Below are 19,520 nucleotides of genomic sequence, written 5' to 3'. Positions count from 1 at the left end.
GCGGTGTTTCGTGAATTAGTCGTGCATCTCAGACCGGATTTGCTGGCGCAACACGTCGATGGGCACAACCTTGCCCTCGCGTTTGAAGCACCAATAGGTCCAGCCATTGCAGCTTGGTGCGCCCTCAAGATGTGCGCCAACCTGGTGGATCGAGCCCTTGATATCGTCGCCGATCAACGTGCCGTCCGCACGGACCTTGGCCTTGTGGCGCTTGTTCATGGAATACAGTTCTTCGCCCGGGCGCAGCATGCCGCGTTCGACCAACTGGCCAAAGGGCACACGCGGTTCAGCACGTTTGGAAGCGGAAACAGACAACGCTTCCTTGTCGAACTTACGTACGGACGCGATGCGCTTTTCCGCCACTTTGCGATAAGCGGCTTCACGCTCAATCCCGATGTACTCACGGCCCAACATCTTGGCGACGGCACCAGTTGTGCCGGTGCCGAAGAAGGGATCAAGAACCACATCACCCGGGTTGGTCGACCCAACCAAAACGCGATGCAACAGGCTTTCCGGTTTTTGTGTCGGATGTGCCTTGTCGCCAGCTTCGTCCTTCAGACGCTCATGACCCGTGCAAATGGGCAAAACCCAATCACTGCGCATCTGGATACCTTCGTTGAGCGCCTTCAGCGCCTCGTAGTTAAAAGTGTACTTGCTGCTCTCGTCCTTACCAGCCCAGATCATCGTCTCGTGGGCATTGGTGAACCGCTTGCCGCGGAAGTTTGGCATCGGGTTGGACTTGCGCCACACCACATCATTCAGAATCCAGAACCCTTCGTTCTGCAGAGAAGCCCCAACGCGGAAGATGTTGTGGTAGCTGCCAATGACCCAGATCGCGCCATTGGGCTTCAACAGACGGCGCGCAGCTTTCAACCAGGCGGTCGTGAATTCATCATAGGCACGGAACGAGTTGAACTGATCCCAATGATCATCAACCGCATCGACTTTCGAATTGTCAGGGCGATGCAGTTCGCCCTTGAGCTGCAGATTATAGGGCGGATCGGCAAAAATCAGATCAACAGAGCCCGCAGGCAGGCTGTTCATCACGTCAATGCAGTCACCCGCAATAATCTGGTTCAAGGGAAGCGCGTCGGCGCCCTTTACATGTTTCGTCATCGTCTGCCTCTGTCCCGGCGCTTTGTGCGCTCATTGGTTGCAGCCAATGTGTAGCGTACCCGATTCGTCGTCAAATTCTTTTTTGAATCAGCGGCTTACGATTTTTTCTTGATACAAGATATTGTGGACAGGTTTGAAGGTACGTCTATGGTGTGGGGTCACCCCAAGATTTTCCAACGCCACCCTGTGGCTTTTTGACGGATATCCCATGTTCGTTTCCCAGCCATAGCCGGGATGCTGTTGCGCCAAATCCACCATGATCCGGTCGCGACATATTTTCGCCACAATTGACGCCGCCGCGATGCTGAGCGACCGGCCGTCCCCGCGCACCACCGGGGTCGCCGGAAGGGTGAATCCACGCGGCAACATGGTGCCGTCAATCAACAGGTGATCCGGAGACATGCGCAACCCTGCAACGGCCCGTTCCATCGCCAGGTGCGAAGCGCGCAGGATGTTCAGTTCTTCGATCTCGGATACCGAGGCATGCGCCACTGAAACTTCTGCCGTCTGCAGAATGGCATCCCAAACGGCCTCACGCTTGCGCGCAGTCAACTTCTTGGAGTCGTCCAACCCATCAGGAATCGCATCAGGGTCCAGAACCACAGCGGCCGCCGTCACGGGCCCCGCCAATGGTCCTCTGCCCACCTCATCCACGCCTGCAACGCGCCCGCCAATCCGCGTTTCCATCTCAAAGTCAGGCACCGACCGTCCTCTTCCCTGTTTCAAAAAAATCCCCGTCGGAGGCAAAAAACGCACTTTCCAAAGGAAAGTGCAAACATCGCGTACCACTGTAAGGTGGCACAACTAAAAAAGGGCGGTGCCCGAACACCGCCCTTTGCAAGGTGGGCCATGAATGCGTGGCCCATTTGCCCGTTCTTAGTGACGGGCCAATTGGAACCCATGGCGGTTCAGACAGCGCGCACCATATCCCTGACGCCAGCCGCGGTGCGTATAGACTTCGCGGTGGCAGCGATACGGCAGGCTATCGACATACTTGTAGTGCTTGTGCAGGCATCTCTCGCCAAACAGGCGACGCTTGCCTTGATCGGTGTGGAAACTGCGCAGGCAGTGTTGAGGCAACAACTTGCGGTTTACCCGCTTCGGCAGCGGTTTGGGGTGCACCGGCGTGTGAACCGTCTGCCGCTTCTTCTTATCTTTCTTTTTCTCATGGATGACAGCACCCACGATCGCGAGGCCCAACAAGGCGGCCAGTGCGGCCCCAACCTCGTCATCACCCGCCCGCGCAGGGGCGGCGGTGAAACCTGTGATAGCAATGGCAGCAGCGGCAATGGTCCCGATAAACTGGCGATGAATACGAAGTGTCATGGGGCGTCCTTTTCCAAAGAGATTTGACTGAGCAGACCAAGCAGCATCTGCGCTGGGTCAAACTTGGGGGCGCCCCCGCCAGACAGGCAATAACACCCCCCTGTTATCGAATATCAGGCATCTCAGCCCACTGATGTTATTGAATATCTGTCAAAGTCAGAGCAGGTTGGAGCCATGAAAAAGATCGCCATATCCATAGCCTTTTCACTGGCACTGGCCGGGGCCGCCCAGGCCCAGTGCTTTGCGGACTACAAGGCCAAACAGGACAACCCGCTGCGCCTGCACTATGGTGTCGCGCAGGTCTCAGGTGCGTGCAGCGCCGGAAATGCCACGCAACAACTCAAATCACGACTGGCCGCGCAAGGCTGGACATTGCTGCAGGTCCAATCTGTATTTGGCCCCGAAGGTCTCGATCAAAGGAAAGCAAGTGCAGGACCATACTACCTCCGCTTCTGACATGCGGCGCACAGGCAGTCGGCTCGTGACCCTTGGCATCGCGGGCATCCTCCTTCTTCTGGTTCTGGCCGCTGCCCTTCTCTTTTTCACCTTGCCGGATGCAGGTGCCTTTGACGCCCGCGTCGAGCGGATGTTCATCGAAAATGCCGACCTCACCAGCCAGGCGGAAATCAAGCTTCTGGAAATCCTCGCCCAGTCCGGCACCGCCTTTGCCGATACGTTGGCCAGCTATCGGCTCGTCATCTTCGTGCTGCTGGTCTTTGCCACCGGCATGATGATCGCAGCGCTGGTCTTCCTGCTGCTTCTCGTGGGCTTCAACCGCCGCATGGCCCAAATCGAACGCGCCGGCATTCAGGTGAACTCCCTGCTGATCAGCCGCGAGGAGAACACCGTGTACCTTAACAACCTCGGCTTCAAACTGACGGATGCCGCCATGGAAACCATGTCGGTTCTGGCCGAAGCGCGCATGGACGATGACGTTCTCTCGGGTTCGGAAATCGAAGGGGTCATTTCAGGCCGCAGCGCCGCCGATTGCGAAGAGGCCGCAGGGGCTACCCGCATCAAGCGCCTGCGGGACACGCTCGGCAACCAGATCGTCAGCGAACTGCTGGTCAAGAATATCGCACGCCGCGGTTACATGTTGGCGGTCGAAAAGGATGTGATCAAAGTTCTCTGATCGCATCTTCTTCTGACTGAAAATACCACCGCCGGAGGCAAAACCCATCTTCTGGAAGCAGATGTATAGAATCGCACGGCGCGCATGCGCCTCATTTCACCAGTAGCCACGAGTGCAACGGCAGGTCTAGGGTGCGCCAAACGAAGGAGACCACCCATGCCCGCCCCCACCAATCCGTTTAAGACCGCGATCAAAAATGGCGAAACCGTCATTGGCTGCTGGCTCAGCCTCGGCGACCCGCTTGCCACGGAAATCGCAGGCACGGCAGGGTTCGACTGGCTTCTGATCGATGGCGAACACACGCCCTATGATATCTCGAAAATGCGCATGCAACTCATGGCTCTGGAAGCTTCCGACAGTCACGCCGCCGTGCGCGTGCCCGTAGGCGAGACATGGATCATCAAGCAAGTCCTCGACGCGGGCGCGCAAACCGTGTTGGTGCCCATGGTGGAAACGGCGGAACAGGCTCGGCAACTGGTGCATGACGTCCGCTACCCCCCAACAGGCGGGCGCGGGGTAGGCTATTCCGGCGCGAGGTGCAGCCGCTTTGGTGCAATCACGGATTATGGCCCCACGGCAGATGATCAAATTTGCCTGCTGATCCAGGTCGAAAACCGCGCAGGCATCGCCAATCTCGACAACATTCTCGCGGTTGACGGCATCGACGGAGTCTTCATCGGCCCAGCGGACCTCTCTGCCGATATGGGCTATATGGGCCAGCTCACTCATCCGGAAGTGCAGGCCACGATCAAAGGTGCCATCGCCCAGATCGAAGCAGCTGACAAAGCGCCCGGCATCCTCACCACGACACCCGAATTCACACAGGACGCCCTCGACTGGGGTGCACGGTTCGTGGCCACAGGCCTCGACCTTCTGATCCTCGCCAAAAGTCTGCGCGAGTTGGCGCAACGCTGGAAACGCTAGGGCGTGGCTTTCAGCCCAACCGACGCCTGCGTGTAGCCACCTGCCGCACCATCGATAAAGTGCACATGCGTGTCGTCCATGATGGACGGCACAATACAGGTCATCATCGCCTCGTCCTGGGTGTGCATGCCGTAGCGCGCCACACCATCCGCACGCGCCTCATCCAAGATGGCGCGCAGGCGCGACACCGTCCCCGCATCGCAATCAATGGTCATCTTCAAGCCGTCATCAAATTTTCGAAAATCCGCATTGCCGCCAACCGTCTTGCGATAATGCGTCGGATCGAACCCGCCCAGCTTGATGCCGGTCTTGATCAGCACCCAGGCAATAAAGGTTTCGAACAGCACCTTGCGCCGTGCTGCCTTCACGCCCTTGCCGCCATGGCTCGCATGGGCTTCGAGCGTCGCACCGACCGGCGGCCAATCCGTCCCCGGCCCCTCGGGCGGCGATGGGTGCCCACCCCGGTCCAGATGCGCCACCTCGGCCAGAACCGCCTCGACCACCGCACCAAAGCGTGCGGCATCGACACCTTCCACGGGGGACAAAAGCAAAGACAGGATCGTCCCGTTCCGCGCCTTCATATGGCTCCAACGGCAACTTAGGCCGGTCAGATCGGGCTGTGTCCCCGCGGGGACAGGCGGCACGGTGTCGGCGCCTGCCTTCATCTCGGCCTCGGCCCAGCTCACTCCACCACCGGCGAACATGGCATAATCAACACCATCTGATACGGCATAGCGGGCCACGGCCACCTCTGGCCCCGCCGCCCGAATATCGGCCACGGAATACAGCCCCACCCGCAGCCCCATATCAAATTCGGTGCGTGCCCAGTTTTGGACCGCAGCCAGCGCCTGCCCCGCCTCTTTCGCGAACTCCGGCGGGTGTGCAAATGCCGCCCCGTCCCCGCCAAAGACAAAAGGAAAAGCCCGACCACCAGCCGCATTCATCTGGGCCGAGATCACCGCCGCCCCAATCATGTTCACCGTCTTGTACTTGCCCGCTGACACCGCGTCAGTGGACCCTATGATGTCAGAAACGCCGACCACCCAATCATCCGGCAAAGGCGTGTAGTGGCTCAAGTCGGCGACATCCCCAAAGACCGTCAACCGCGGCAGATCGTCATAAAACATCTTGTACCTCTTCGACCCGACCCTATCACGGGCCGGTCACCACACAATGCGCCTTGCACCTCCCCGCGCCCCATGTCACCCAAGCGGCAGGAGTGAGGACCCCATGCAAACCGGATTAATTCTGCTGGCACTGGCCTATGTGCTGAGCCAGTTCTTTCGCGCCTTCTTGGCTGTACTGACCGGCCCGCTCGAGACCGAGTTGGGAATCACACCTGATGTACTGGCCACGGCATCCGGCTACTGGTTTCTGGCCTTCGCACTCATGCAGCTGCCCGTGGGCAAGGCGCTCGACACGCTGGGGCCTCGCCGAACCGGCGGTTGGCTGTTCCTGATCGGTGGCGCTGGCGGTGCAGCCCTTTTCGCCGTCGCCCAAGGACCGCTTTACATCCACGCCGCCATGGCCCTGATCGGCATCGGCTGTTCACCCGTCCTGATGGCCAGCTTCTACATCTTCGCGCGCGAGTTTGACCCGGCGCGCTTTGCCACATTGGCGGCGCTGATGATCGGGATCGGCACCATCGGCAACCTGATCTCAAGCTACCCCATGGCCTTTGCAGTCGATGCGATGGGCTGGCGCCTTAGCATGTGGGCCTTGTCCGCGACCACGGCTGTTGTCGCCATCGGCGTCCTGCGGTCTGTCCACGACCCAGCGAAGGTCGAAGCCGCTGGCAACGGATCTCTCTTTGACCTCCTACGCATGCCAGTTCTGTGGTTCATCATCCCGATCATGTTCGTGAACTACGCGCCCGTCGCCGCCGTGCGCGGTCTTTGGATCGGGCCGTACCTGCGTGATGTCTTTGATCAGACGACAGCACAGATCGGCATTGCGACACTTGTTATGAGCCTCGCCATGATCCTCGGCACCATCGCCTACGGCCCACTCGACCGAATCTTTGGCACACGCAAATGGGTGGTCTTTGCCGGAAACACGCTGACGGTCGCGATGCTGGCCCTTGTGATCTTCTGGATCGACGAAGGCCCATGGACCTCGATCATTCTGTTTGCCGCCATCGGTGCGCTTGGCGCATCCTTTCCTGTCATCATCGCCCACGCACGCAGTTTCTTCCCACCACACCTGACCGGGCGCGGAGTGACACTGATGAACCTTTTTGGAATCGGTGGCGTTGGCGTGATGCAAACCATTTCAGGCCGCATCCACACGGCCACCGCCGGAGGTGATCCAACCGCCCCCTATATCGCGATCTTCAGCTTTTTCGCACTTGCATTGGCGGCTGGAGTGGCCATTTACGCCTTCAGTCGCGACTCGACCGAGTAACGGCTGACGCACTGCCTGCTTATGATTGAGTGTCATGTGAAACCGATACCGGAAAACAGAATCCAATTCGTTCGACTGTCATCGATCGACCCATCCGAGATCCTGGAGCATATGTCCAATCCCCGTGTGGGGGAGCACTTGCCCCTGCTGACAGAACCTTGGGACGATATTGCCGTCACAGAATTCGTCACTGCCAAAGAAGCATGTTGGGAACGGGATGGTCTGGGGCATTGGGCAATACTCCACGGCGACCGCTATGTCGGCTGGGGTGGATTCCAGAAAGAGAGCGAAGGTTGGGACTTTGGGCTCGTCCTGAAACCCGACGCTTTTGGCCTTGGGGTACGGATTGCCAAAAAGGCACTCGAATTCGCGGCAGCCGATGCGCGGATCCCATTTGTTACGTTCCTTTTGCCTCCCTCACGTAAGAATCTGGGTGCATTGAAACGGCTCGGCGCGAAAAAGGTGGAGGATGTTCTTTATGACAATGTTCCGTTCCACAAATACCGATGTGAAACTGTCAGCTAGCCTCCAGTCGTGAAACCGCCGAATGGGCGCGCTGCTGAGATCATCGCAGGCGCTTCAACCAAAATTGACCCAATTTTGCCGCCCATCTGCACACACCTCAAACCAAACGGTGTTGTTCGAACCCGCGCGCCCTTTCCACTGGCAGGTATTGCGTGTAAGGGCCACGCACCTACCCGAAAAGGAGTCTAAAATGGGGTATCGTGTCGTCGTCGCGGGCGCCACCGGTAACGTGGGCCGCGAAATGCTGAACATCCTGGCTGAACGCCAGTTTCCCGTGGACGAGCTGGCCGCACTGGCAAGCCGCCGTTCGTTGGGCACGGAAGTGTCCTTTGGGGATCAGACACTGACGACGAAGGACCTTGATACATTCGACTTCACAGGGTGGGATATTGCCCTGTTCGCCATCGGCTCGGACGCGACCAAGAAATACGCGCCCATCGCGGCCAAGGCCGGCTGCGTGGTCATCGATAACTCGTCGCTTTATCGCTACGACCCCGATGTGCCGTTGATCGTGCCCGAAGTGAACGCTGACGCGATTGAGGGTTATGCGAAGAAGAACATCATCGCCAACCCGAACTGCTCGACCGCGCAAATGGTCGTGGCGCTCAAGCCGCTGCACGACCGGGCCAAAATCAAGCGCGTGGTGGTCAGCACCTACCAATCCGTGTCCGGCGCCGGCAAGGAAGGGATGGACGAGCTGTGGGATCAGACCAAGGCGGTCTATAACCCCACATCGGACATCGAAGTGAAGAAGTTCCAAAAGCAGATCGCGTTCAACGTGATCCCGCATATCGACAGCTTCATGGACGATGGCTCGACCAAGGAAGAATGGAAGATGGTCGCCGAGACGAAGAAAATCGTCGATCCGTCGATCAAGGTCACGGCGACATGCGTGCGCGTGCCCGTCTTCGTCGGCCACTCGGAATCGATCAATATCGAAACCGAAGACTTCCTGGACGAGGACGAAGCCCGCGATATCCTGCGCGAGGCGCCGGGCGTCATGGTGATCGACAAGCGCGAGGACGGCGGCTACGTCACGCCCATCGAATGTGTGGGCGACTTTGCAACGTTCATCAGCCGCCTTCGGCAGGACAGCACAATCGACAACGGCCTGAACTTCTGGTGCGTGTCGGACAACTTGCGCAAGGGCGCTGCCCTGAACGCCGTACAGATTGCCGAGGTGCTGGGCCAGCGGGTGCTGAAAAAAGGCTAGAGCCAAAACACATATCGCGGGGAACAAGGGGCCAATCGGCCCCTTTTCTTTTGCCGCTACGGGTGCAGAGTAGGGATATCAAATTGAAGGTGCCCCATGCGTATTGCCGCGATCCTCGCCCTGCTGCCCTTGCCCGTTATTGCCGACACATTCGTAGTGCAGGCTCCACCGGTTGCCGCAACGGTCTATGCCCAAGGCGCGCTGGTGTCGCGCAATGCCAGCCTTCAATTGCCTGTCGGTCAGCACACACTTGAGCTGCGGGACATGGACCCGTCTCTGTCGCTGGATGCGATGAACATTCGTTTGAACGGAGCAACCATCACCTCACGCAGCTGGACTGCCCGACCGGACGGCCCGTACCGCGCCCCTCGCACCCCCGAATGGATGGCCGCCAAGGCCGTGCTAGATACCTCCACCGAAGCCTTGGCCCTCCTTGATGACAAAATCACACTGGCTTTGGCCTCGGCCCAAGCGGCGCAGGATCAGATAGACTTCCTGAACGGTCTGACCGTTCCCGAGGATACAGCGACAGATGTGGATATGCTGCGGGCCATCGGGCAATTGATCGCAAGCGACGGAACCGCAGCACGCGCAGCCATGCGCGGTGCCGAGGTCGAAGTACGGAAACTGCAACGCGAGCGGCCCGACCTTGAGTTTGCCGTTGCACAGGCCCAAGCAGCGCTTGATGCCGTAACGCCCACCAACAACGCGCCAGCAACGCTCGCGTTGAACGTCAGCGTCCCGCAACCGGTCGAAGCAACACTCGATCTGTCCTACATCACTGGCGGGGTGTCTTGGGCACCAACCTATGCCTTCGATTTGGTCGACGAGACGTCCCTGTCTATCGTACGCAGTGCCGTCATCTCGCAATTCACCAACGAGGATTGGACGGACATCCAGTTGACCCTGTCCACGCTTGAACCTTTTGCTCAGTCCGAGCCCAGTCAATTGCGGCCGCAACTGCGCCGGATCGAGGACCCTGTGACCCAGAAACGTGAACTGTTGCGGATACAGTCCGACAGCCCACGAGCCGTCGCAGAACCCGTAATAGAATCACCTGTGATGGTCCAAGAGGCTGCCGCCACCGCGAACTTCGAAGGCATCGGCGTAGCCTATACACTGCCCGCCCCGGTTACGATCCGTGCGCAGAGCGAAGAATTTGAAATCGCGTTGGACACCTTGTCCATGGATGCCACTCTGAGTGCACGCGCCATCCCACTCTTTGACGACACCGCATTCCGATTGGCAAGTGTCACCAATACCAGCACTGAAATCCTGCTGCCGGGGCGGGCGTTGCTTTTCGTTGACGGGCAGCTTGTCGGCAACACGCAAGTACGAGTGCTGCCGCCAAATGCAGATGCAGACATATTCTTTGGCCGCATCGACGGTTTGCGCCTGACCCGCACCGTGCTTGACCGCAACGAAGGGGATCGTGGGATCATCACCCGCTCGAATGAGGAAACAGAAGAGGTCCAGATCGAGGTCGAAAATCTAACCAACCGATCATGGGACGTGACTGTGCGTGACGTTGTGCCCTTTTCGGAGCAAGAGGACCTTGTGATCGACTGGTCTGCTTCGCCCGCGCCTGACATCGACGCGGTGGACGATCAGCGCGGTATTCTCGAATGGCAACTGTCGGTGCCTGCTGGGGTCACACAAAGCATTTCGATCAACACCAAGCTCACTTGGCCGGAAGGCAAGGTACTACGCTGACGTCACCCACCTTATTAAATCCGCTCTCACAACCTGCCTCCGGTTCTAAGGACCAATATCTCTTCGCGTTGGCATCGCAAACGGGAGGCGTGCTTGCCCGCTACAAAGCCAACGGAGCAATTTGCCTGCATAGGGAAGATGTCAAATAATGGTTAAGCAACAATCAGTTGGACATTACAGTCCACTACGATGCTACGCTCTTTGCCTAGAACCGTTCGGCACGCAACACTTCGCAATTGCTGACTGTCACAACACCGATATGCCGTTCGACCACAGCAAAAGCCGCATCGAGCATGTCTTCCAACCGCTCGGGTTTGATGATGCAGATCACCTGCACCATGCCTGTACCGCGACTGACCTGACCCTCTCGGCTCCAGGCCCCGGACCGACCTGATCCGCCGAGCACGGGTAACACGGTCCACCCGGTGACGCCCGCATCGGTCATTGCGTCTGTCAAACGGCTCTGCATCACTTGTTCGATGATAATGGCGACACGTTTCGCCTTGTGCGTCTGCATGGCTTATCCTCCGGTCAGCGCGCTGGCGACGGCGACATAGATCGGAATACCCAGCGTGAGATTGAATGGAAATGTGACCCCCAACGACAGGGTCAGGTAGATAGACGGATTGGCTTCGGGCAAGGCCACGCGCATCGCCGCAGGCACCGCGATGTAACTGGCTGATGCAGACAGAACCATGAACAAGGCCACGCCTCCTGTGCTTACGCCCAGCAATAGACCCGCTAGACAGCCAAATGTCGCGCCCACCAAGGGCATCACCATGCCAAAGGTCAGGACACCGGGGCGCAAAACACCCGACCCACCGCGCAAACCACGCCCGGCTACCAGCCCCATGTCCAAAAGGAACAGACACAGCACCCCTTGGAATGGCGACACGATAAACGCCTCGATTTTCGCCAACCCGTCCATGCCCGTGATCCAGCCGATTAAGAAGCTGCCGACCAGCAACACGATGGACCCGTTCAACAGGATTTCGCGCATCAGTTCCGGGTCCATGCGACGGCTATCGCCGCCGCGGGTTATCAACCACAAGGCCGACAGGATCGCGGGCGCTTCCATTGCCGCTGCGACAGCCACCATGTACCCTTCGGCCGCGATCCCACTGCTTTCCAGCACGGACGACGCGGCGACAAAGGTCACGATGGAAATCGAGCCATAGTGCGCTGCTACCGCTGCTGCATCCAGACGGCTCAGGTTTCCCATCACCTGCAACAAACCAAAGGCCACAATCGGCAGTGCCGCCGACAACACGATCCCTGCCAAAAGCGAGGCCGCCAACGTTCCGTCGATGCCATGGTCGGCGACACTGACGCCACCTTTGAAACCAATAGCAAACAGGAGGTAAATCGACATACCCTTGGCGACCGCTTCGGGAATATTGAGATCCGACCGTGCGAGCGAAGCCGCAACGCCCAGCGCAAAACTCAAAATAATGGGCGACAACAAGTTTGTTGCCGCCAGGCTCAGGATTTGATCCAAATTTGCCCCCTGGGGTTTTCCGGCTCAGACCGGTTGGAAATCAAGCGTCTTGCCCATGAACTGCTTAAGCCCGCCCTCAGCAATATCGGTCCACAGCCCATGAATACTGAGCGAGCCATTGTTCACCCGTTCTTCCACAAAGGGGAAAGACATCAGGTTCTCCATGGAAGTGACTACGGCCAACTGCTCAAGCCGTTCAGCTTTCTGCTCGGGTGTTTCTATATCCGCCACTTCGGGAAACTTCGGGCGCAGGATGTCCATCCAGCGACCCACAAAGCTGCCCTTTTCCTCGAGCTCAGGAGCACGACCTTCACACATGTCGATACAGCCCTGCACTCCGCCGCAGCGTGAGTGGCCAAGCACGACCAAATGCGCAACCTCCAAGACGTTCACCGCGTATTCAACAGCAGCTGATGTTCCGTGATGTTCGCCATCTGGCTCGAACGGAGGCACCAGATTCGCAATGTTGCGATGGATAAAGAATTCGCCCTGATCCGCGCCAAAGATCGACGTCACATTCACGCGGCTATCGCAGCAGGAAATGACCATGGCGCGCGGACGTTGTCCTTCTGTCGCAAGGCGTTTGTACCAAGCGCCATTCTCGGCATAAGTCGTTGCCTTCCATCCTTGATAGCGCTGCAAAAGGAAGGTCGGAAGCGGCTTTATCCTGTGCATCTGCGTCCCCGGTTCATCTGATCTCTGACAGTTTGGCAGGGTGATTAGCCCGAATTAACAACAAATTCGAGCGAAAAGACCTGCTTGTCATAACGATTTGGGAAGGGTCTTTGACCCATAACCGGCCCAAGCCGTGGGGGCGCACCGACAATTGGGTGAGTAGAGGTATCGTTTTGTCGACAGTAACTCAAATCAAACTGCACGAAGCTGTGCAGGTCAATCACGACCGCTTGGATGCGCTTTATGGGGAAATGGACCCCACAAATGCCGAAGATGTCGTGTGCCGCGCAATGGAAGAGTTGGCCTTGCGTCTGGCACATTGCGATCGCCTTTATCGTAAAGGTGAACTGGATGATCTGCGCCGTGCTGCCAAATCCATGATCGCGATCGCGGATCAAATCGGCATGGACGTTCTGGCCCATGTCGCCAGTGACGTGGTCCGGTGCGCCAAGGCACGGGATCAGGTGGCGCTGGCCGCCACACTTGGTCGCCTCATGCGCACGGGCGAAGGGTCACTAAGTGCAATCTGGGACCTGCAAAACATCACTTTGTGATCTGCTCAACCACTTGCGGTAGCAATCAAACAGTCTAGGGTCTGCGCACACGCCACGCAGGACTTTCGCCGCCATGACTCTCAGCTTTGCCACGCCGGACGATTCAACCCGCCCCGTTCATCTTCTCGATGAAGCAGCGGCACTCGATTGGTTGGCAACGCAATCACAACCCGTTCAGGAATGGGCCAATACGCACGACTTCAAGGGCGCGCTGGGACAAGCACTGCTTTTGCCGGATGATGCGGGGGCGGTTATCGGGTATGGAACTGAAAGAACCCGCGCGAGGGATCGCTTTCACCTGGCCGCTGGTGCCGCCAAGTTGCCAGCAGGGGCATACAGACTCGTATCGGATCTTGACCCCGACACTCTCGCCTCAGAAGCACTTGGATGGCTTTTGGCCGGCTATCGGTTCGATCATTACAAAGATCAGACAGGAATGCGCGCACAGCTGGTTCGCCCTGAGGGCATAGACGCCGCAAAAATTGAAGCCATTGCAAATGGCGAAGCGCTGAGCCGCACCTTGATCAACACGCCCGCCTCTGACATGGGCCCGCCCGATCTGGAGCAAGCCGCCCGGGATCTGGCATCGACTTTCGGAGCACAGGTAGACGTCACCATAGGTGAAGACCTGTTGGCCCAGAATTTCCCTATGATTCATACCGTTGGCCGCGCTGCCGACCGCGCTCCACGCCTTATCGACATGACGTGGGGCAACACCGGTCCAAAGCTCTCCCTGGTGGGCAAAGGCGTTTGTTTTGACACTGGAGGGTTAAACCTGAAACCCGGCGCATCCATGGGATTGATGAAGAAGGACATGGGCGGATCTGCCGCCGTGCTTGGCCTCGCGCACATGATCATGGCAACCGGTCTCGCAGTCCAACTCCGCGTCCTGATCCCGGCGGTCGAAAACAGCGTATCGGGTAACGCTTTCCGCCCACAGGACATCCTGACCAGCCGCAAAGGCTTCACGGTCGAGATTAACAACACAGACGCCGAGGGACGTTTGGTTCTGGCCGATGCATTGGCATTGGCGGATGAGGACAATCCTGACCTCATTATCTCTATGGCGACGCTCACGGGGGCCGCACGCGTTGCAGTCGGTCCGGACCTTGCCCCTTACTACACTGATGACACCAGTCTCGTCGCTGCGCTTGAAACTGCCGCACGGGCCACCGCGGACCCGGTCTGGCGTATGCCTTTCCACACTCCCTACGAGGCCATGATCGAACCCGGTATTGCCGACCTTGACAACGCGCCAAAAGGTGGGTTTGCGGGATCGATCACTGCAGCCCTTTTCCTTCGCCGCTTCGTGGAGCAAAGCAGCTACATGCACTTCGACATCTACGGCTGGCAACCCAGTGCGGCACCTGCCCGTCCAAAAGGTGGTGTGGGTCAGGGCACCCGGGCGTTGTTCGCCGCACTGCCAGAGATGCTAAAACTGTGACGGACCGAAGAACCACACCCGACCCACACCTCGTGGACGGCACCAGGCCGGGACAAGTCATCGTGCCTTATGCAGATTTGCTGGCGCGACCGAATGGTCCCCGTGACCGCCAATTGATTGGCGGCGCAAGGGTTGCGGTGTTGGGGAGCAGTGAAGACCATGCCTATATCCGGGCCGAGCAGGACGGCTATGTCGGATTCGTCGCCGCTACAGCACTTGGCCCAGTCACTGACCCCACACATGTCGTCACGGCACCCGCCGGCCACGCTTATTCAGATGCCAACATCAAATCCGAGAACACTGCGAGCCTGACATTTGGAACACGGCTCACCGCCCTCTCCGACACACCGGACTTCATCGAAACCAGATTTGGCCACGTCCCGAAATCACAAATCTCGTCCACCCCCTATACAGCGAACCCCATCCAGACCGCCCGTCTTTTTCTGGGTACACCCTATCTCTGGGGCGGCAATACACGGTCAGGCATCGACTGCTCAGGCCTCGCGCAGATCGCAATGACCACCGCTGGCACGCCATGCCCCGGCGACAGCGACCTGCAAGAAGCGGCATTCGCAGACGCCAACGGGCCTTACAAACCGGGGGATTTGCTGTTCTGGAAAGGGCATGTCGCACTCGTAACCAGCGAGAGACATATGATTCACGCCAATTCCTTCCACATGTCAGTGGTCGAGGAACCAATCGCGGGCGCGGCAACACGCATTGCCCAACAAGGTGACGGCAACATCACCAGCCATAAACGCCCCTGATCTTCTTCTGACCAGAAATACCATCGGGGAGTTCGAGGGGCAGACAGCCCCTCGTCAGCAAAAATGAATCGCGCCCGCGTGAGCGGACCTTAATCGACGGCGCGGATCAGCTTGCGTTCCAACACCCGCAGCACGGTCTTCAGGTCCTGCCCCCGGCGCAGCACCTGACCATCCATGCCAATCACTGCGTACATGCCCTGCTTGCTCCGAAGCTTCGGCCGCTTCTCAATCCGATACATCGGATTTTCCGCCGTTCTGCGGAACACAGAGAACACGGCGACCTCGCGCAAACATGAAATCCCGTAATCCCGCCATTCACCAGCGGCCACCATGCGGCCATAAAGCGACAGGATCACTGACAACTCAGTTCTGTGGAAAGCCACTTGCGGGCTGGGCATTTCGCGCAGGTTTGATGGGGGGGGCGTGTGCAGCGTCATGCCGCCACAGTTGCGCGACCCATGCACAATTTCAAGTGTCATGCCAATACGCTTGAAAGCGTTACAAAACCAAGGCAAAGTCACGCAAGTCTGAAACGCATGGGGAGGATGCCGGATGACGCCTCAGGAACGCGCCCAGCGCTGCGCAGATGTCATGTGGGCGACGGATGAAGCCAGCCAGGCACTGGGCATGCGGATCGCGCATGTTTCGCCCGGTGCAGCAACACTGACGATGCAAGTGCGCAAGCACATGCTGAACGGGCACGGCATCTGCCATGGCGGTATGATCTTTACACTTGCCGACAGCGCATTTGCCTTTGCTTGCAACACCTACAACAAGATCACGGTCGCTCAGCAAAACCAGATTACGTACCTTTCTCCCGGCAAGATAGACGAAGTCCTGACAGCAACCGCGACTGAAACAGACCGGCAGGGTCGCTCCGGCATTTACGATGTGACGGTGACCGGCGCAGATGGCCGCCAGATCGCACTATTCCGCGGCCTGTCACGCACAATCAAAGGCACGCATTTCGACGAGGACCCGACATGAAAAACCTCACACCTGATCGCAGCACGCTCGATCCCATCGAAGTTGCCAGCCGGGACGAGATCACAGCGCTGCAGCTTGACCGCCTGAAATGGTCCCTGAACCACGCCTATACGAACGTGCCGCACTACAAGACGGCCTTTGACGCGGCAGGCGTGCACCCCGACGATCTGACGTCTCTTGGCGATCTCGCCAAGTTCCCCTTCACAGCCAAGCAGGACCTGCGCGCCAACTACCCGTTTGGCATGTTCGCCGTCCCCCGTGATCAGGTGAAACGCATCCACGCGTCATCGGGCACGACTGGCCAGCCCACGGTGGTAGGTTATACCGAAAACGATCTTGCCAACTGGGGTCAGGTTGTCGCGCGCAGCCTGCGTGCCGCCGGGCTGCAACCCGGCGACCTGTTGCACAATGCTTATGGCTACGGGTTGTTCACAGGTGGCCTTGGTATCCACCTGGGAGCGGATGCGCTGGGGCTGACCACGATCCCGATCTCGGGCGGCATGACACCCCGGCAGGTACGGCTGATCGAAGATTTCAAACCGAAGGGGATCACGGTCACCCCGTCCTACGCCCTGTCTGTTTTGGATGAATTCAATGCCCAGGGTCTCGACCCACGTGCCTCATCGCTTGAGGTCGGCATCTTTGGTGCCGAACCCTGGACCAACGCCATGCGGACCGAAATCGAACAGGCCTTCGACATGCATGCGGTCGACATTTATGGTCTGTCCGAAGTCATCGGCCCCGGTGTGTCCATGGAATGCGTGGAAACCAAGGACGGGCTACACATCTGGGAAGACCACTTCTTTCCCGAAATCATTGATCCGAATTCGGGTGAACCAGTCGCGGACGGCGAAATGGGCGAACTTGTCTTTACCTCGCTGACCAAAGAGGCCTTCCCGATCATTCGCTACCGCACCCGTGATCTGACCCGATTGCTGCCGGGCACAGCGCGCAGCATGCGACGGATGGAGAAAGTGACAGGGCGCAGCGACGACATGATCATCCTGCGTGGCGTGAACGTCTTCCCCACGCAGATCGAAGAATGCCTGATGGCCACACCCGGCCTTGCACCTCATTTCCAGATCGAATTGACCAAGCCGGATCGCATGGACCAAATGCGCGTACTATGCGAGGCAGCAGACGCCAACACAAACCATGCAGATGCCGGGAAAACGCTTGCCAGCCGGATCAAGCAAACCGTCGGGATCAGTGTCGCGGTGGACGTGGCAGATCCCGGACGCGTCGAACGATCACAAGGCAAAGCTGTGCGGATCGTCGACAAAAGGTAACGGCGCGATCACGCCTCATCCTCTTCGATCCAGTACCAGTATGCGACCGACCACGTTGCCAGCCAAATCAGACCGAACAACAGCGGATCCGACAGCACATTGTAGATAGCCCATTGATCTGTGTTGAGCGCCTGTCGCGCAACTTCATTCGCTCCAGCCGACAGCAGTGTGATCGCAATCCACGCCGCGTGAAGCACATGCCAACCTTCTGGCTCGATCTCCAAAGCATGGCCCAGCGTGCGCTCCAGCAAACTTGGGCGCACAAAAGCACCGATCGCAAGAATACCTGCAAATGCAACGGCACCCACTGTTGGACGGATCAGCACAAATGTCTCATCATTCAGGACGATGCCCAGCACCGTCAGGATCAGGGCAAGAACCAATGTCGACACCGCCAACCACGGAACACTGCCATCCCATCGCCAGCGCACACCAACGGCCAGCGCTGTCGCCCCGACGGCCAGACCGGCAGCCCACAACAGTCCACCCGTGGCGTAGCCCAGCAAAAACGCAGCGCCCGGCAAAAATTCCAATGCAATACGACGATCCATTGCAGCGATAAAATCATCCAATGCGGCGCCGACAAGATGTCCGAAGTCAATTCCGCTCGGTGTCGTTGTTTCTCCCGTTCACCCACCCCGGGTTTTGACGTTCATGGGCCATTTGACGCGACGATCTCGACTGTTTCAAACAACTGCAAAACGCCGGCGACGGGGGGTTCTCAAGCAGTTCGGGACCTACACAACTTTGATTGGAGACGGGGAAATGACCATCGGGTTGCGCCCTGTCATTTCAAGTCTGACCATCTGAGTCAGTCGACGGACACTGCTTGCTTCGCCCATCCAAGGCAGAAGGCGCGGTAAGACAACAAATATGGGTTTGTTTCCAAGTTGCGTAAAATCATTGGCGGGGAAGCAGACCACTTGCGACGAACCGCGCTCTGAGGATGTCCTCTTCCTCCGTGGGTGATACGAGTTGCCTGGGATGCGCTCCGTTGGAATGCGCAATAGCGGCAACGCGCCCTTGACCATTGAACTGCGTGTCGGGTTGCATATCGGCTATGGTGTCGGTGTAAGCTTCGGCAACTGGGATGATCTCCCACCCGTCGCGCGTGAGGGCTTCGGCCAAGTCATCGACAAACATGGCGGCCAAGTCATTTTCGTGCAACAGAAGCACGTGGTCCGGATGACGTCCGAGCGTTTGCAAGGCCAGCGCATCGTAAAACTCGATCGTCTCGACCAGAATTTCGACATAGATCTGTCCGAGCTTGCGCATATCGATCTGATGGCCCGCCTCAACGGCCTCGGCAACAAGTGCTTGCATATACCAATCATAGGTGTCGATCGTGACATAGCCGTTCGACAGACCCCGCGTTTGCAAGCCGTCGATCACCGCCAATCGTTTTTGCCGTGTGTTGCCCTCATCCAGATACGGGTAGCGAAAATACGGTTGGACGTTGTCGAACACGGCCAGCATTTCCGCTGCACGGTCGATATCTGCCAGATACTCCGGTGGTTCCGTCGCACGGAGCCACGGATGGGTGTGTGTATGATTTGCCAACACATGCCCGGCATCTGCGTATGCGCGCAAACGCTCCGCCCCATCAGGATTTTGAACAAGCGACTGGGTCAGAACAAAGAATGCTGCACCGCGAATGCCTGTCGCATCAAGCGCAGCGATCAACATGTTCGTTCTAGCCCGACCATCCAAAAGCGGACCAGCGTCCATCGGTGCATCATCGAAGCTGAAAGAAATACGGCGCGTTTCCTCGGCCACAACCATGTGCCCACCGCACAACAGGGTAAGCATTGCAAGGCAGCCGATGCGCAATAGGTGCTTCAACTCTGCCCACCGAGCCTTCATCGTCTGCTTCTGAAATGACTTTGTTGGGATCACTTTGGCTCTCCTGCAAACGTGTTGGCACATGGAGCGATTTTTGCGGTCAATGTCGTGC

Annotated in this window: 22 protein-coding genes; 12 read left to right on the top strand and 10 right to left on the bottom strand. The window is 58.3% G+C overall.

Annotation, left to right across the window (positions count from 1 at the left end):
* Positions 1-15: 15 nt before the first annotated feature.
* The 3 genes from IE087_RS02575 to IE087_RS02565 all read right to left on the bottom strand — a co-directional run bounded on the left by IE087_RS02575 (position 16) and on the right by IE087_RS02565 (position 2,442).
* Complete coding sequence (locus IE087_RS02575; protein WP_189367408.1) at positions 16-1,116, bottom strand: site-specific DNA-methyltransferase; 1,101 nt, start codon at positions 1,114-1,116, stop codon at positions 16-18.
* Positions 1,117-1,203: 87 nt separating this feature from the next.
* Entirely contained in the window at positions 1,204-1,803 is a 600-nt protein-coding gene (gene rnhB, locus IE087_RS02570; RefSeq protein WP_189368315.1) for a ribonuclease HII, read from the bottom strand.
* Between the two features lie 189 nt (positions 1,804-1,992).
* On the bottom strand, positions 1,993-2,442 hold the full coding sequence (locus IE087_RS02565; protein WP_189367406.1) for a hypothetical protein: 450 nt from the start codon (positions 2,440-2,442) through the stop codon (positions 1,993-1,995).
* Positions 2,443-2,616: 174 nt separating this feature from the next.
* Here IE087_RS02565 and IE087_RS02560 point away from each other — a divergent pair, with 174 nt between their 5' ends.
* From IE087_RS02560 to IE087_RS02550, 3 genes are all read left to right on the top strand, one after another.
* Positions 2,617-2,898, top strand: coding sequence for a hypothetical protein (locus IE087_RS02560; protein ID WP_189367405.1), 282 nt, complete (start codon positions 2,617-2,619; stop codon positions 2,896-2,898).
* Positions 2,870-3,574, top strand: coding sequence for a winged helix-turn-helix domain-containing protein (locus IE087_RS02555; RefSeq protein WP_189367403.1), 705 nt, complete (start codon positions 2,870-2,872; stop codon positions 3,572-3,574). Before IE087_RS02560 ends, IE087_RS02555 begins: the two co-directional genes overlap by 29 nt.
* A gap of 156 nt (positions 3,575-3,730) precedes the next feature.
* The gene (locus IE087_RS02550) at positions 3,731-4,498 is read left to right on the top strand and encodes an HpcH/HpaI aldolase family protein (RefSeq protein WP_189367402.1); all 768 of its coding nucleotides are present in this window, start codon (positions 3,731-3,733) and stop codon (positions 4,496-4,498) included.
* Here the strand turns inward: IE087_RS02550 and IE087_RS02545 are convergent.
* Positions 4,495-5,625, bottom strand: coding sequence for a DUF3095 domain-containing protein (locus IE087_RS02545; protein WP_189367400.1), 1,131 nt, complete (start codon positions 5,623-5,625; stop codon positions 4,495-4,497). The two genes, IE087_RS02550 and IE087_RS02545, sit on opposite strands and share 4 nt — an antisense overlap.
* Before the next feature lie 103 nt (positions 5,626-5,728).
* Here IE087_RS02545 and IE087_RS02540 point away from each other — a divergent pair, with 103 nt between their 5' ends.
* The 4 genes from IE087_RS02540 (at position 5,729) to IE087_RS02525 (ending at position 10,352) form a co-directional block, all read left to right on the top strand.
* On the top strand, positions 5,729-6,901 hold the full coding sequence (locus tag IE087_RS02540) for an MFS transporter (RefSeq protein ID WP_189367399.1): 1,173 nt from the start codon (positions 5,729-5,731) through the stop codon (positions 6,899-6,901).
* Between the two features lie 21 nt (positions 6,902-6,922).
* On the top strand, positions 6,923-7,426 hold the full coding sequence (locus IE087_RS02535) for a GNAT family N-acetyltransferase (protein WP_189367397.1): 504 nt from the start codon (positions 6,923-6,925) through the stop codon (positions 7,424-7,426).
* A 190-nt stretch (positions 7,427-7,616) separates the two neighbouring features.
* A complete protein-coding gene (locus tag IE087_RS02530) occupies positions 7,617-8,639 on the top strand; it encodes an aspartate-semialdehyde dehydrogenase (RefSeq protein WP_189367395.1) in 1,023 nt (340 codons plus the stop codon).
* Positions 8,640-8,735: 96 nt separating this feature from the next.
* Positions 8,736-10,352 (top strand): DUF4139 domain-containing protein, encoded by a 1,617-nt coding sequence (locus IE087_RS02525; RefSeq protein ID WP_189367393.1) that lies wholly within the window; start codon positions 8,736-8,738, stop codon positions 10,350-10,352.
* A gap of 205 nt (positions 10,353-10,557) precedes the next feature.
* Here IE087_RS02525 and IE087_RS02520 read toward each other — a convergent pair whose 3' ends face one another.
* The 3 genes from IE087_RS02520 to IE087_RS02510 are packed head-to-tail and all read right to left on the bottom strand — an operon-like array spanning position 10,558 to position 12,525.
* Positions 10,558-10,869 carry a P-II family nitrogen regulator gene (locus tag IE087_RS02520; RefSeq protein ID WP_189367391.1) on the bottom strand — a complete coding sequence of 104 codons (312 nt, stop codon included), beginning with the start codon at positions 10,867-10,869 and terminating at the stop codon, positions 10,558-10,560.
* 3 nt (positions 10,870-10,872) lie between these two features.
* Entirely contained in the window at positions 10,873-11,850 is a 978-nt protein-coding gene (locus tag IE087_RS02515; protein WP_189367389.1) for a sodium-dependent bicarbonate transport family permease, read from the bottom strand.
* A 24-nt stretch (positions 11,851-11,874) separates the two neighbouring features.
* Entirely contained in the window at positions 11,875-12,525 is a 651-nt protein-coding gene (locus IE087_RS02510) for a carbonic anhydrase (protein WP_189367387.1), read from the bottom strand.
* A gap of 110 nt (positions 12,526-12,635) precedes the next feature.
* Here IE087_RS02510 and IE087_RS02505 point away from each other — a divergent pair, with 110 nt between their 5' ends.
* The 3 genes from IE087_RS02505 (at position 12,636) to IE087_RS02495 (ending at position 15,290) form a co-directional block, all read left to right on the top strand.
* Positions 12,636-13,079, top strand: coding sequence for a hypothetical protein (locus tag IE087_RS02505; protein WP_229801232.1), 444 nt, complete (start codon positions 12,636-12,638; stop codon positions 13,077-13,079).
* Between the two features lie 73 nt (positions 13,080-13,152).
* A complete protein-coding gene (locus IE087_RS02500; RefSeq protein ID WP_189367385.1) occupies positions 13,153-14,523 on the top strand; it encodes a leucyl aminopeptidase family protein in 1,371 nt (456 codons plus the stop codon).
* Complete coding sequence (locus IE087_RS02495; RefSeq protein WP_189367383.1) at positions 14,520-15,290, top strand: C40 family peptidase; 771 nt, start codon at positions 14,520-14,522, stop codon at positions 15,288-15,290. Before IE087_RS02500 ends, IE087_RS02495 begins: the two co-directional genes overlap by 4 nt.
* Before the next feature lie 89 nt (positions 15,291-15,379).
* Here IE087_RS02495 and IE087_RS02490 read toward each other — a convergent pair whose 3' ends face one another.
* On the bottom strand, positions 15,380-15,727 hold the full coding sequence (locus IE087_RS02490) for a DUF2794 domain-containing protein (protein ID WP_189368313.1): 348 nt from the start codon (positions 15,725-15,727) through the stop codon (positions 15,380-15,382).
* 115 nt (positions 15,728-15,842) lie between these two features.
* On the opposite strand from IE087_RS02490, the gene paaI reads away from it, so the two are divergent.
* Both paaI and paaK read left to right on the top strand, forming a co-directional pair.
* A complete protein-coding gene (gene paaI / locus IE087_RS02485) occupies positions 15,843-16,277 on the top strand; it encodes a hydroxyphenylacetyl-CoA thioesterase PaaI (protein WP_189367382.1) in 435 nt (144 codons plus the stop codon).
* Positions 16,274-17,566, top strand: coding sequence for a phenylacetate--CoA ligase PaaK (gene paaK / locus IE087_RS02480; protein WP_189367380.1), 1,293 nt, complete (start codon positions 16,274-16,276; stop codon positions 17,564-17,566). The genes paaI and paaK overlap by 4 nt, the downstream gene beginning before the upstream one ends.
* A gap of 8 nt (positions 17,567-17,574) precedes the next feature.
* Here paaK and IE087_RS02475 read toward each other — a convergent pair whose 3' ends face one another.
* Together IE087_RS02475 and IE087_RS02470 are read right to left on the bottom strand one after the other, a co-directional pair.
* A complete protein-coding gene (locus IE087_RS02475; protein ID WP_189367378.1) occupies positions 17,575-18,117 on the bottom strand; it encodes an inner membrane-spanning protein YciB in 543 nt (180 codons plus the stop codon).
* A 349-nt stretch (positions 18,118-18,466) separates the two neighbouring features.
* The gene (locus tag IE087_RS02470) at positions 18,467-19,375 is read right to left on the bottom strand and encodes a polysaccharide deacetylase family protein (protein ID WP_189367376.1); all 909 of its coding nucleotides are present in this window, start codon (positions 19,373-19,375) and stop codon (positions 18,467-18,469) included.
* Positions 19,376-19,520 lie beyond the last annotated feature (145 nt).

It is taken from the genome of Tateyamaria omphalii, assembly GCF_014651375.1.
In the GTDB taxonomy this organism is placed as follows: Bacteria; Pseudomonadota; Alphaproteobacteria; order Rhodobacterales; family Rhodobacteraceae; genus Tateyamaria; species Tateyamaria omphalii.
This window is presented reverse-complemented; position numbering and strand designations above follow the sequence as displayed.

Coding starts and splice junctions, on each gene's coding strand:
- IE087_RS02535 (WP_189367397.1), top strand. CDS start 6,923: ATGATTGAGTGTCATGTGAAACCGATACCGGAAAACAGAATCCAATTC.
- IE087_RS02560 (WP_189367405.1), top strand. CDS start 2,617: ATGAAAAAGATCGCCATATCCATAGCCTTTTCACTGGCACTGGCCGGG.
- IE087_RS02575 (WP_189367408.1), bottom strand. CDS start 1,116: ATGACGAAACATGTAAAGGGCGCCGACGCGCTTCCCTTGAACCAGATT.
- IE087_RS02510 (WP_189367387.1), bottom strand. CDS start 12,525: ATGCACAGGATAAAGCCGCTTCCGACCTTCCTTTTGCAGCGCTATCAA.
- IE087_RS02470 (WP_189367376.1), bottom strand. CDS start 19,375: ATGCTTACCCTGTTGTGCGGTGGGCACATGGTTGTGGCCGAGGAAACG.
- IE087_RS02500 (WP_189367385.1), top strand. CDS start 13,153: ATGACTCTCAGCTTTGCCACGCCGGACGATTCAACCCGCCCCGTTCAT.
- IE087_RS02520 (WP_189367391.1), bottom strand. CDS start 10,869: ATGCAGACGCACAAGGCGAAACGTGTCGCCATTATCATCGAACAAGTG.
- IE087_RS02475 (WP_189367378.1), bottom strand. CDS start 18,117: ATGGATCGTCGTATTGCATTGGAATTTTTGCCGGGCGCTGCGTTTTTG.
- IE087_RS02530 (WP_189367395.1), top strand. CDS start 7,617: ATGGGGTATCGTGTCGTCGTCGCGGGCGCCACCGGTAACGTGGGCCGC.
- paaK (WP_189367380.1), top strand. CDS start 16,274: ATGAAAAACCTCACACCTGATCGCAGCACGCTCGATCCCATCGAAGTT.
- IE087_RS02525 (WP_189367393.1), top strand. CDS start 8,736: ATGCGTATTGCCGCGATCCTCGCCCTGCTGCCCTTGCCCGTTATTGCC.
- rnhB (WP_189368315.1), bottom strand. CDS start 1,803: ATGGAAACGCGGATTGGCGGGCGCGTTGCAGGCGTGGATGAGGTGGGC.
- IE087_RS02490 (WP_189368313.1), bottom strand. CDS start 15,727: ATGACGCTGCACACGCCCCCCCCATCAAACCTGCGCGAAATGCCCAGC.
- IE087_RS02540 (WP_189367399.1), top strand. CDS start 5,729: ATGCAAACCGGATTAATTCTGCTGGCACTGGCCTATGTGCTGAGCCAG.
- paaI (WP_189367382.1), top strand. CDS start 15,843: ATGACGCCTCAGGAACGCGCCCAGCGCTGCGCAGATGTCATGTGGGCG.
- IE087_RS02565 (WP_189367406.1), bottom strand. CDS start 2,442: ATGACACTTCGTATTCATCGCCAGTTTATCGGGACCATTGCCGCTGCT.
- IE087_RS02545 (WP_189367400.1), bottom strand. CDS start 5,625: ATGTTTTATGACGATCTGCCGCGGTTGACGGTCTTTGGGGATGTCGCC.
- IE087_RS02550 (WP_189367402.1), top strand. CDS start 3,731: ATGCCCGCCCCCACCAATCCGTTTAAGACCGCGATCAAAAATGGCGAA.